A 12,317-nucleotide genomic window follows, 5' to 3' on the forward strand; every position below is an offset into this window, starting at 1 on the left:
CGGCCCGGGGGCCCTTGGGGCGGCCAGCAGCCTTCTTACGCGCCGCCGCCTCCGGCCTATCCGCAGGCTGAACCGGCCGGCGGGAGCTTTTTGAAGGGCGCGCTCGGCACCGCTGCGGGCGTCGCGGGCGGCGTGCTGCTCGCCGACGGCATCCGCAGCCTGTTCAGCCATGGCGGCTATGGCGGCATGAGCAATCTCGGCATCGGCTCCGGCTTCGCGCCGGCGGGCGATACGATCATCAATAATTATTACGGCGACCAGGGCGGAACCCAGGACGCCGGTTATGACGCCGGATTTGGCGACAACGCCGGCTTCCAGGACGCCGACTACGGCGGCGACGCCAGCTTCGACGACGACGGCGGCTTCGACAGCGGCGGCGACGGCGGCTTCGACGTATAGATCACGCTGCATTTGGGCGTCATCGCCCGAATGCAGATAACTTGATCGACTCCAAAAGTTTCGAGCGCGCTTTACGCGAAAAAACCGTTTCCACTTTTTCGCAGCGCGCTCTAACCCACAAAGGCATAGCAAATCGCAGCTCCCGGCCCGCAGGGCCGGGAATTTTTTTGCGCCCGCCGCCGCATGTGCGCCAGCGCACCGCGACTCTCTCGCGCGCTCAGTAGGTTGCGATTGTCCGCCGAGGGAGCGGACGCAGCGAGCCAGGGGCTCGAAGATTTTGGGGGGAACGCGCCATGAACCGCATCGCCAACAGCATGATCAAGAGCGGCCTCGCTTCGCGCCCAGTGCGCGTCGACCTCGCGATGAAGATCGCCTTCGCGCTTCTCGTCGCCGCCGCGAGCTTCACCGCCGGCAAGGCGTTTCTCGTCAAGACCCAGGAGGCGCCCGCGCCCCAGATCGCGGCGCGCGTTTCTTCCGTGAACCCCTTCATCCTGCCGATCGACTGGCAGGAAAAGACCGCCATCGCGCAGTCCGACGCGAATTGCCGCAGCGTGAGCGTCGACGCCGACGAGGGTTATGGCGTGCGCGGCAAGACCACCCGCTTCGTCTGCGGCGACGCCCTGTAAGCGGCGTTTCCAAGGGAGAATTCAATGTTCCGCCGCGTTTCCCTGCAAGCCGCGCCGCTCGCCATCGCCGCCGCCATGCTCGCCGCCTCCGCCGTCGCCGAACCTTGGGGCGCGGGCCAGGAAGCGCCAGCGACGCCGAGCCTGACGGGGCTTCGCGCCGCGCCGACGCTGATGGGGGAGACGGCCGAGTGGCCCCAGGCGGAAGCGCCGATTTCGATCGACGCGCGCCGCGCCGTCGAAGCGGCTGTGCGGGAATGGACGAATAAGGAGACCCGCGCTGAGGGCCGGGCGCGGCGCATGGACATCGCCGCCTATTACGCTCAGCACGATTATGCGCCGCTCTGGCGCGAGGGCGCCGATTTCTCGCCCGCCGCGAAAAGCGCTTTGCAAACCTTGCATGAGTCGGCGCGCGACGGGCTTCGCGTCGAAGCGCCGGATAAGGAAACGCGATGGAGCGTCGCGGCGGACCTCGCGCTTTCCGAAGCGATCGCCGATTATGCGGCGCAGGCCGGCGGCGCGCGCGTCGATCCCGCGAAGATTTCCCGCCTCATCGGCGCGCGTCCCGCGCCGGCGACGCCCGTGCAAGCGCTTGACGCCGTGATCGGCGCGGCTGGGGACGCCGGGGCGCGTCTCGCCGCTTTCAATCCGCCGCATGCGGGCTATGTCGCGTTGCGCGACAAGCTCGCAGAGCTGCGCGCCGCGCGCGCCAATGCGGGCCGCGTGGCCGCCGCCGCCCAGACGTCCGACGCGACGCCGCGCGCGAATTTCGCGACTCTGTCCGAAGGCGAATCGAAGCGCGTCGAAGCGGAGATCGTCGCCAATATGGAGCGCTGGCGTTGGATCCCGCGCGAACTCGGCGACACCCGCGTCGAAGTCAATATTCCGCAATTCGAACTCATGCTGACGCGCGACGGCAAGCTCTCGCACGAAACCCGCGTCGTCGTCGGCAAGACTGCGACGCCGACGCCAATTTTCTCGGACGAAATGCAATTCGTCGCGATCAATCCGTCCTGGAGCGTGCCGCAATCGATCATCAACAAGGAGATGGCGCCCAAGGGCGGCGGCGATCTCTCCTATCTCGCGGGGCGCGGCTATCAGGTGTCCTATCGCGACGGGCGCGCCAGCGTGCGTCAGCCGCCCGGCGACAAGAATGCGCTGGGCCGCGTGAAATTCGTCTTCCCGAACGATTTCGCGGTCTATATGCACGATACGCCGTCGAAGAGTTTCTTCGCCAACGCCAAGCGCGCCTATAGCCATGGCTGCGTGCGCGTCGATCAGCCCTTCAAACTCGCGGAAACCGTGCTCGGCGCGGATTATGGCGAGAAGCGCCTGCGCGGCATGGTGGGCCCCGCCGAGCGGCGCATCAATTTGAGCCAGCCGATGCCGGTGCATATCGAATATTTCACGGCGGTCGTCGACGCCAATGGCGCGTTGAAGCTTTACGACGACGTCTATGGCTATTCGGCGAAAGTCCGCGCGGCTCTCGCCTTATAAGAAGAGCGAGGCGATCGCGCGGCCTTCAAGGGCGGCTCGCCGCGTCGCCGGCCGGCGGCGGATCGGGATAGAGCTTTATGCTCGTCGTCTGTTCGCCGCTCCTCAAGATAACCTCTCGGCGATCGATCCGAGAGATCGTCCATGAATCGACCGTGTCGCCGACCTTCCTCCAAGCTCCTTCCGGCGTATCCAGGGAAACGACATAGGCCTGATGCATCTCCTTGTTCTTGACGATGGCGCTCACCGTCAATCCGCCCGGCGTAATGGCGTTGGGAGAGAGGTCGGCTTCGGACTGAGACTTGGAGGCCCTGGGCGACGGACGGCGGCTCCTCGAAAAAATCGGCCGCGACAGCGTTTCGACATCCGCGCTCGCGGGCTTGGGAGGATCGAGCTCGCCAATCGCCAACGTCGGCGGCTTCCAGTCGGGCGCCGCGACCTCCGCGTCCCAACCATTCGATCCGAAAATCGCGGAGATGGCGAATAATCCCGCAATCAAAGTCGTGGCGAGAAGAGAAGCCAGGATCATCGCGGACAAGGGCGAGAGTCGCGCCTGCTTCATGGGCGCGGCGAGCCGCGCGGCGTGAGTGAACATGTCCGCGACGCGCCTTTGCATATCGGGCGGCGTCATCGGCGACCCTTTTGCGGCGCGCCGCCAAATACGTCGAACTCAACGTCGATGTTCTGTTCCATTTGATTGGGCCCCCCGCCCCAAAGGGGGTCCAGCATTCGCAGGACGGCCGCCGTGATAATCAACAGGGGCGGCTCGCCTTCGATCGCGCGCGCCAGCTCGTGGACGCTTTCGTAATTTCCGGCGGCCTGGATCCGCGCGCCGACAAGCGTCACGCCGCGGAATTCCTTTTCCGGCAGCATCTGGATGGATTTCACAATAACCCGCGAGGCTTCCGCGATTGATTTGAGGCGGGCTTGCAAATTGGCGTTGATGACTCCCTCGCTGTCTCCTTCGATGAGTTCGCCGCCCGCATTGATATCGGCCACCTGCCGCGCGTAATCCTGGATCTGTTCCTCATGCGAAACGACCGCCTCGTAGCGCGCAAGCGTTTGCCGACGCTCGGCGACGGCATCGGCGCCTTCGGCGACGATGCGCCGTACGGGCTCGATGAAAAGGAGATAGAAAATCACAAGGGCGAATAGATTGACGCTTACGAAAATTCCCCGCCGAACGACGGGAAGGCGTCGAAGGACCTTCCAATTCATCGGGACGCCGTCCGCTTCTGCTCTTTGATCTTCGCTTGCAGCGAAAATCTTTCGCGCTTCTCGAACTGGTCTGGCGTGATCGGCGCGGTCAATCCCGCCTCCGTGAAAAGCGGCGACTTATTGAAAAGCGCCGGCAGACCAACGGCCGAGTCCGCAAAGCCGTCGATTTCGAGCGCCTTTTCATTCGGCTTGGGCTCACTGAGCGCCAAAGTGGTCGCAAAGGCGCCATCGGGAAGAATTCGCGCCGCCTCTTCCCAAAGGTCGGCGAACCGAGGACTGCCGCGTCGCGTTTCGCGGAGCACGGAGAGAAGCCGGCTTTCCGAAGAGGCGAGGTCTACAGCCCGGCGCACGCGCGCCGCGCGCGAGGACATTTCCTCGATTTTCGAGTCGAGCTCCGCAATCAAGGCGGATTGGCGCCAAAGCGTCGCGCCGACGCCGATCGCCGCCAAAAAAACCGTCGCGGCGCAAAGTCCGATCGCGGCGTTGCGAAATCTGTCCGACGCCGGCTGCGGACCGGCGAGCTGGATCACGGGCGCTTCTTCAGCCTCGCGCAATCCGAAGGGGCGGATGAAGGAAATATCGGAGAGAGCGATCCCCGCGTTCTCGATCGCGCCGGCGATGAAATCGCGGCGCAATATCCACAGGCTGACGCTCAATTTGTCGGGCGCGGAAAGATGTCTCGCGATCGTGTGGCCATAGACGACATCCTCCAATCGAAACGGAGTCTTGCGCTCGATGTCGATGGGCAGCAATTTCGAAAGAGTGCCCGACGCGGCCGCGGGTATGTCGAACCGGCGCACGAAAAAGGCGCTCGCCTCGATCTCAAGCCCGATCCTCGTGGCGTTGAGCGCAACGCCGCGCCGCGCCAGGGCCTCTTCAAGAGAAGAGGCCGCGATTTCGTCGGCGGAAAGACGCCAGAGCCGCGCGCCGCGGCCATCGACGCACCAAAGATCGGAGCCCCCGGCGCTCAGAATCAATTGCCGACTATCGCGGTCCGTGAGCCAAGCGACGGTCGCGGGCGCAAAAAGAGAAAAAAATTCTCTCCGGTGCCAGGAGAGAAAACGGCTCGCCGCAGGCTTCAGCGAGCCTTCGAGCACATCTCGCGTCCAGAACTCATTTGACAAGCAGAGTTGACCCCCGGCGCGCCGTCGAAACGCCGGGCGCGGAGCCTGGCGCCGATGAAAGAGAACGCCGAACGATAGCCGGAGGGGCCCTGTCTGACAATAAGTTGGGCCTTATCGGGCCCTCATTCGATCCAGAGCGAGAAGGCTTGTCGTCTTATCGCGCGCAACGCTTCAGGCGATCTTTTGGCGGGTGACGAAGAAGATTTCTTTAGCCCGGGCGCTCCGCGTTTTGTTGCTAGAATGTGGCTTTTTTTATAAGCTGAGTCGTGGCTGCGTCCGATCAGGCAGCGAAGCCGCGACTGTATCCCTTTTGCCACTGCGGCGGAAAAAGAGGCAAATGTGGCGGCAAATAGACAGAGCGGCGTTGATCATAACGGGAGAAAATCACAACATTCGGCCGACGAACACTTCTTCCGGCTTGGATAGCAAGAGGGCCGACTCATGAGCGTAAAATTTCGCGTGACCTTGTTGATGGCGGCCCTCATCGGCGGTCCGGCCGCGGCCGCAGATTTGCCTTCGCGCAAGGCCCCTCCCGTCTATGTCCCCCCGCCGCCGCTGTGGACCGGCTTTTATGCCGGCCTCAACGCCGGCTATGGCTGGGGAACGACGAGCGGCGCCACAACGGAGGCTCTCCCCCTTATCGACAACATCGCGAACGACCCCGCCTGGGGAACGCCCCTGGGTTTCGCCGCAGCCGCCCACGCGGGCGTTTCGAACGTCAATCAGTCCGGCTTCATCGGCGGCGGACAGATTGGCTATAACTATCAATGGGGCCCTGCCTTCGTCGCCGGCCTTGAGGCTGACATTCAGGGTTCCGCCATCGGCGGAAGGGGCGGCCACGGCGGGTTTGCGCAGTTCGGACCCGACCTTTCGGGCTTCACCGAAGCGGCCATGGGCTCGAGCACCGTGATCGCGGGCGTCGACTGGCTCGGCACGGTTCGCGGACGACTGGGCTATCTCGTCACGCCAACCCTGCTCGCTTATGGAACGGGCGGCCTCGCCTATGGCGGCGCCCGCGCGATCTCCACTCACTCGCTCGGCTTTACTGACAACGTCCCGACCGTCCATCCGACCTTTGGCGGCGTCGGCCGCTATTCCGACATCAGGGTCGGCTGGACGGCCGGCGGCGGCCTGGAATGGATGTTCGCGCCGAATTGGAGCATGAAAGCCGAGGCCCTCTATTACGATCTCGGGGCCGCAAGCTTCGCATCGAGTCCGGTCGGCGCCCTGTTCTCCAATGGCAGCAACATAATTTTCGCCAACATCCCGACGACGCGGGTGCGATTTGACGGCGTCATCGCGCGCGCCGGCCTCAACTATCATCTGAATTGGGGAGCCGAGGCGCCCGCCGCCCCGCCTGCCCCGCCGCCGACGTGGACCGACTTTTACGCCGGCCTCAACGCCGGCTACGGCTGGGGCGCGACGACGAACGTCACGACCGGCGCCGCCCCTATTCTCGACAATATCGCAACGGCGTGGGGAACGCCCGTGGGCTTCACCGCCCTGGCCAATTCCGGCGTCACGAGCGTCAATCAGTCCGGTTATGTCGGCGGCGGACAGATCGGTTTCAACTATCGATGGACTCCCGCCATCGTCGCGGGCTTCGAGACCGACATCCAGGGCTCGGCGATCCGCGGATCTGCGGGCAGCGTCGGCTTTGCGCAGTTCGGGCCTGATCTCTTCGCCGCCAATGATACGGCCATCGGCGCGAATGTGGTCGTCGCAAGCGTCGACTGGATCGGCACGGCGCGCGGCCGCCTGGGCTATCTCGTTATGCCGACCCTGCTTGCCTATGGAACGGGCGGCTTGGCCTATGGCGGGGTGCGCGCCACCGCCATTCACTCACTGGGTTTCGTCGACGATAATCTGACGACGATCTATCCGACCCTCGGCGGCGCCGGCCGCTATTCCGACATCCGGGTTGGCTGGACGGCCGGCGGCGGCCTGGAATGGGCGTTCACCCCCAATTGGACGCTGAAGGCGGAGGCGCTCTATTACGACCTCGGCTCGGCGACCTTCGCTTCGAGTCCGGTGGGCGCCAGGGACCCCGACGGCACCAATGGCGGCGGCTTCGCGGGCGCGCTCCTCTTCGCCAACAGCCCGACGACGCGGGTGAGATATGACGGCGTCATCGCGCGCGCCGGCGTCAACTATCACTTCAGCTGGGGAGAGGCCCCAGTCGTAGCGAAATTCTAGGAAGCCGAGAGGCTAGACCGCAGAAACCGCGGGCGAATGAGAAAATGGCCGCAGTGAGAGGCCGGACAATGTTCCGCCGCGCGTCAAGCGCGGCGTCTCGAACTCGACGAATAAAAATGGGAGGCTAGTCATATGAACGGCCAAACAAAAAAAAGCGCAGGACGCACACTCCTCTTTTTCTATGCGACCCTGATAGGCGCGGCGTTTCTGATGACCGCCTCCGCGATCGACAAAGCGGAAGCGGCAGGCATTCTCCCGCCAAAATGCGAAGGCGGCAGCCCGGAGGCGGCGTGTTTCAAGGAAATCCGCGTCGTCAACAACACCAACAAGAAAATCTGGGTCGTCATTCAAGCCTCCATCATTGTCCAGCCGGCGCTCAGCAAGCCGCTTAACGGCGACAAATGGGGAGGACCCTGCGACGGCACGGGGACAAATCCTCAACTGGGAGATCCCTGGCTGCAGAGGGCGCTTGAGTATACCTCCTGGGTGACGGGCTCGCCCAGCCCACAGAAGAAAAAGACATGGCCCGCGCTCTGCTTTCCGGTGCGGAGCGACTATTATTTATATGTCAACCCGACGACCGGCGTCGCCCCAGGAGCGACCGTGTCGGTGCTCATCCCGTGGTGGGCGCATATCAATCGAGACAAGAATGTGAACCTCGACGAATTCGTCGATTGGTGGAATGCGGGAAGAATATATATCCTGGACGACCAGACCGCTCTGAACGAGAGCTTTCAGGCCAGCCTCGACATCGTTAAGAGCCGAGTCGCGAATTCCGACATCAAACTCGCTTATTTGAGCGACGGGCCTCAACCCACCTGCACCCCCAAACGGCCAACCGATCAATTCACCAACGTCTGCGTCGCGACGGAGTTGGCGGCCTATCGGGCGGGTCCGGTAAATGTTGGGGGAAATCCGGCCAAAACGATCGACAACTCGCTTGGCAAGCACATCCCCTATCAGCTCAATGAATATACTTTAGCTTCCGTCGATAAGCCATCGGGAGCCGGCCTCGGCCAGCTTGTGAACCTGGGCGTGAACTATAATGTGTCGAATGTCGATCAGGTGTATCTGCCCATCGCCATGGCGCCGATCAACGGCCCGGCCGACGCGGGTTATATGGGGACGACGCTGAATGTGACGGACTTCCGCAAGGCGATGCAGAATTTCGCCGGCACGGACGCGAACGGAAATCCCCCGGTAAACCAACAGACCAAGCAATACGACCCGAGCTTGCTGAAATGGCCTATTTACAATAACCCCCAGCAAGACCCCAAAAATCTGAACAGTCCGAGAAAATATCCGAACGCCGGCATTAGGGTGCCGTCGACATTCGCCGCCCTGGCCTTCTATGCCTCTCCGGGCATGTTTATCGACCAAGGCAAAACCTTGCCTGAAATCGTTCCGCTCCCGACTCCCTATAGTTTCACGCCTCCCGAAAGCTGGAGGACATTGCCCCTCACTTTCCGCAATGTCTTGGTGAACTGGGAGAATTGCGCGGAAAAGCCTAATGCCGCGCTGTGCCCCCTTATCGGCTGGTACAATGGCCTTTGGGCGACGTTCGACATCAATTACAGTCTATATTTGTCGAAATGCACGCCGGCGGCTACGCCCTATCTACTGCCGCGGCGCACAGCCAGAAGCCGTCAGCTTCCGTCGCTGGAAGCCTATTTGCAATTCGTGCACGGCTGGGTGCCCTTCCGGGTGGGGCCGAACTGCGGGACGGCTCAGGTGCCGGACCTGCCGCCAGTTGAGAATCCCCCGACGCTTGGCGGTTACGTAGTAATAAACTATCAAGAGATTCAATATGACTTCATGAACTTCGCCAATAATCCTGTCTTAAAGCCGGTCGAGGGACGGCAGTTCAACAAATATGTTGAATTCATCCACGGCCCTCAGCCAAATTTTCTCGACGCGTCGGCTTACGCCTATTCAATCGACGATCTCCAGAGCTTCCAACATTTTCCTGGGGATGGCCTTGTCTTTACCATCGGCGGAGGCAATGGCTTGCCGAATCAAAACAAGATTCCGCCTAAGCCTCCGCTCCCCGCGCAATGGTACCTTTTCACTGTAACATTTGGGGGCTTGAAAGATCCCCCGCAACCGCCCATCGTCCGGTGGAAGAAGTTCGGAATCTGCAAGTCTGATCCGGACTGGGAGTTCGTGAATAAAGCCAACCCGGACGGGATAGGGCTTGACGCACGCTTGCTGCCTCAGCAGCCGCAAGGCTGCGTGATCTCCGCCGAGGACGAGAAGGGCAAAATCTACAGATTCAAGATCAAAAAATATGACATAACCCCGCCGGCGTTCCCAATTCATGTGTGGCCGAACTTTACCCCACAGGCGCCTGTCGTGTTCGACCCGAATGTTCTTGACTGTTCGGTAAGTCCTCCCGACACGGCCGCTTGGTGCGCCCAGATCAACGAAGTGGCGAAGGCAAGCGTAGGAAACACGCCGCCCCAATACACGATCAGCACGCCGGTTCCGATCGGCAATCCTCCGTGAGGCCGTCGGCAAGCCGCCCTAAAAGGCGACTTGCCGACAGTCCAAATGAAAAGGCCGGCGGTCGAGGCGAGGCGCCCCAACCGCCGGCCAATTTTTTTTGGGCCGAGCTATTCGACGAAGGGGGCGTTTTTCAATCGCTCGCGCCGCTCCTGCGGCGTTTCCTGCGACGCCGGCCTCCCTCTCGCCTCGTCGAGGGCGCCAAGGGCGAAGGGGCGGAAAATCTGCCTTACGTCCAAGGGTTTGCGCCTCGGAAAGGGTTGGAAGCGATCGGCGGGCAAAATCGCGCCATAGCGTTCCGCCGCCTCCCGTCCCTCATAGGTTTGCGACACGGGAAATCTTGGAAAAAGCTTCTCTCTTGTTTCAATCGCAAGCGTTGGCGCGGCCTCCACGCCGTTCATCGTCACCGCCATCTCCACGCCGAGCGCGACAGGCGTATAGGCGACCGGCTCTTCCGTCTCCGCATAGGCCATCGCCTCCTCCTCCAGCGGCCCCGCGCCGCTGATTTCGCAAAGCTGGAAGCGCAGCCGGCACTCGGCGCCCGACGAAAAGCGCGGCGCAAGGTCGAGGAGTTGCTCGCGCGCATTCGCGAAGGCGGCGGCGCATTCTTGTCTGGTGAAGGCTTGCGAAGCGACGCAGGCCTCGCGAGAGGCGAAAAAATAGGCCTTGCCTGCTGGCGCTGCGGAGGCCGCCTCGGCGTCGAAAAGGGAGAGGAGAGAGGCTATCGAGACAGCGGACGCAAGACAAAAGGCGGCTGTCCGCTGGCGACAAAAGATTGGATACGCAGGGATATTCGACATCGACGAGGCGCTCGACAGGAACCCTAACATGCGTAAACTTATCCTTAAATATGTCTTTCCCGCGTCCAAGCCGTCGGCGCCCGCGCGGGGCGGATCGACTCCATGGACATGCGCTTATCGAGCGAAGCGCGTATTGTGAGGGCGTCGCTAGTCTGGCGAAAAGATGCGCTGGCCTGAGTCTTTGAGCGAAAGGTCGATCATGGAAACGCTGCCCCGGCATGTCGAGCAGGACACGGACGGCGGCTCGGGGCCGCGTCGCGTCGAGGCGAACAGTCCGCATTTTGCCGAGGCGTTCAGCGAGTTCCTGCTGAGGGAAAAGGCGATAGACGAACTCGCCCTGCAGCGCTCGCAGCGCGCCGCGCGCCAAAGCGGCGAGCGGTTCGACCGCGTTCTCACCAAGCTCGGTCTCGTGCCGGAGGCCGACCTTTGGGCGCATCTCGGCAAATTTCTGCGCATTCCGCCGTTCGAAGCGGGCGATCTGCCGCTGGAGCCTCCGCTCAGCGACGTCATCCCGGAAAAATTCATCCGCGCCAACGGCCTTCTTCCGCTCGGGGCGCAAGGAGGCCGGCTGACTCTCGCGGTGACGGATCCGCTCGATCTCGAACCGGTCGACGCCCTCGCCTATGCGACAGGCCTCGAGATCGAGCTTCGGCTCGCGACGCCGGCGCAATTCCAGAAGGCGTGGTCGACGCTTTACGGCGGGCGCCAGGATGGCGTGTCCATCGTCGACAACGACCAGCGGGCGCATGAGGCGAGCGAATTCGACCTGCAGCGCCTTCGCGACATCGCCAATGAGGCGCCGGTGGTGCGCCGCGTCAATCAGATCGTCGCCGACGCGATCGAGGCGCGCGCCTCCGACATTCACATCGAGCCTTCGCTGGAGGCCGTACAGGTGCGCTATCGGATCGACGGAGCCTTGCGCAACGCGGAAACGCTGCCGCCGGGCCTCAAGGCCGCCATCGCCTCGCGCATCAAGATCATGGCCCGTCTCGACATCGCCGAACGCCGACTGCCGCAGGACGGACGCATCAAGCTTGCGATACGCGGCGTCGACATCGACTTTCGCGTTTCGACGCTGCCCACCGCGCATGGCGAAAGCATCGTGCTGCGCATTCTCGACCGCAGCCAGGTCGCGCTCGACTTCGACAGGCTGGGCTTCGAGCCGCGAACCACGGCGCAACTGCGCCAGGCCATGCGCAATCCCAACGGCATCGTCCTCGTGACGGGCCCGACCGGCAGCGGCAAGACCACGACGCTTTATACGGCGCTAAAAGAACTGACGATGCCGGACGTGAAAGTGTTCACCGTCGAGGACCCCATCGAATATCAACTCGCCGGCGTCAATCAGGTGCAGGTGCAGCCTGCCATCGGGCTCGATTTTCCCAATACGCTGCGCGCGATTCTCCGCCAAGACCCTGACATCATCATGATCGGCGAGATTCGCGACGCGGAAACGGCGCGCATCGCCATACAGGCCTCGCTTACGGGCCATCTCGTCTTCTCGACGCTCCATACGAACAGCGCGGCCGCCTCGATCACGCGCCTCATCGACATGGGCGTCGAAAATTACCTCATCGCCTCCACCGTGAAAGCTGTTCTGGCGCAGCGGCTTGTGCGCCGGCTATGCCCGCATTGCGCTGCGCCGCTGGAAACGCGCGACCGCTGGCGCGCGCAACTCGCGGCGGAAGCCTTCGCCGCCGAACCCGAGCGCCTGTCGTCGCCCAAAGGCTGCCCGCATTGCCGCAATCTCGGCTATTCGGGGCGCTCGACGATCGCGGAGCTCCTCATCATGAACGAGCGCATGCAGCGTCTCGTCTGCGAGAACGCGCCCGATGCGAACTTGGAGGCCGCGGCGCGCGAAAACGGCATGACGACGATGTATCAATGCGGCATGGCCAAGGCCTGGCGCGGCGAGACCAGCGTAGAGGAAGTCGCCCGCGTCACGCGCATGGATTAATGAC

Annotated in this window: 10 protein-coding genes and 1 pseudogene; 7 read left to right on the top strand and 4 right to left on the bottom strand. The window is 62.8% G+C overall.

Translation table 11 applies throughout. From position 1 onward, the window contains the following. The 3 genes from V3H18_RS10400 to V3H18_RS10410 form a co-directional block, all read left to right on the top strand. Window positions 1-399: DUF2076 domain-containing protein (locus V3H18_RS10400; protein ID WP_332081964.1), on the top strand; the 399-nt coding region annotated here is incomplete at its 5' end. A 293-nt stretch (window positions 400-692) separates the two neighbouring features. Next, entirely contained in the window at window positions 693-1,025 is a 333-nt protein-coding gene (locus V3H18_RS10405; RefSeq protein WP_332081965.1) for a hypothetical protein, read from the top strand. A 24-nt stretch (window positions 1,026-1,049) separates the two neighbouring features. Then, entirely contained in the window at window positions 1,050-2,519 is a 1,470-nt protein-coding gene (locus V3H18_RS10410) for a L,D-transpeptidase family protein (protein ID WP_332081966.1), read from the top strand. A gap of 25 nt (window positions 2,520-2,544) precedes the next feature. Here the strand turns inward: V3H18_RS10410 and V3H18_RS10415 are convergent, their stop codons facing one another. The 3 genes from V3H18_RS10415 to V3H18_RS10425 are packed head-to-tail and all read right to left on the bottom strand — an operon-like array spanning window position 2,545 to window position 4,711. Continuing rightward, on the bottom strand, window positions 2,545-3,111 hold the full coding sequence (locus V3H18_RS10415; RefSeq protein WP_332081967.1) for a hypothetical protein: 567 nt from the start codon (window positions 3,109-3,111) through the stop codon (window positions 2,545-2,547). 32 nt (window positions 3,112-3,143) lie between these two features. Continuing rightward, window positions 3,144-3,734, bottom strand: coding sequence for a type II secretion system protein GspM (gene gspM / locus V3H18_RS10420; RefSeq protein WP_332081968.1), 591 nt, complete (start codon window positions 3,732-3,734; stop codon window positions 3,144-3,146). Next, window positions 3,731-4,711, bottom strand: a complete 981-nt coding sequence (locus tag V3H18_RS10425) for a PilN domain-containing protein (RefSeq protein ID WP_332081969.1) — start codon at window positions 4,709-4,711, stop codon at window positions 3,731-3,733. The genes gspM and V3H18_RS10425 overlap by 4 nt, the downstream gene beginning before the upstream one ends. Before the next feature lie 588 nt (window positions 4,712-5,299). On the opposite strand from V3H18_RS10425, the pseudogene V3H18_RS16655 reads away from it, so the two are divergent. The 3 genes and pseudogenes from V3H18_RS16655 to V3H18_RS10435 form a co-directional block, all read left to right on the top strand. Next, window positions 5,300-6,056: pseudogene (locus V3H18_RS16655) on the top strand (outer membrane protein); the annotation flags it as partial. 80 nt (window positions 6,057-6,136) lie between these two features. Continuing rightward, the gene (locus V3H18_RS16660) at window positions 6,137-7,054 is read left to right on the top strand and encodes an outer membrane protein (protein ID WP_408631778.1); all 918 of its coding nucleotides are present in this window, start codon (window positions 6,137-6,139) and stop codon (window positions 7,052-7,054) included. Between the two features lie 132 nt (window positions 7,055-7,186). Beyond that, window positions 7,187-9,559 (top strand): hypothetical protein, encoded by a 2,373-nt coding sequence (locus V3H18_RS10435; protein ID WP_332081971.1) that lies wholly within the window; start codon window positions 7,187-7,189, stop codon window positions 9,557-9,559. A 107-nt stretch (window positions 9,560-9,666) separates the two neighbouring features. Here V3H18_RS10435 and V3H18_RS10440 read toward each other — a convergent pair whose 3' ends face one another. Beyond that, window positions 9,667-10,386 (bottom strand): DUF1190 domain-containing protein, encoded by a 720-nt coding sequence (locus V3H18_RS10440; RefSeq protein WP_332081972.1) that lies wholly within the window; start codon window positions 10,384-10,386, stop codon window positions 9,667-9,669. A 169-nt stretch (window positions 10,387-10,555) separates the two neighbouring features. Between V3H18_RS10440 and V3H18_RS10445 the strand changes: the two genes are divergently transcribed. Then, entirely contained in the window at window positions 10,556-12,313 is a 1,758-nt protein-coding gene (locus V3H18_RS10445) for a GspE/PulE family protein (protein WP_332081973.1), read from the top strand. Window positions 12,314-12,317 lie beyond the last annotated feature (4 nt).

Origin of the sequence: Methylocystis borbori (genome assembly GCF_036576025.1) — a bacterium.
GTDB lineage: Bacteria > Pseudomonadota > Alphaproteobacteria > Rhizobiales > Beijerinckiaceae > Methylocystis > Methylocystis borbori.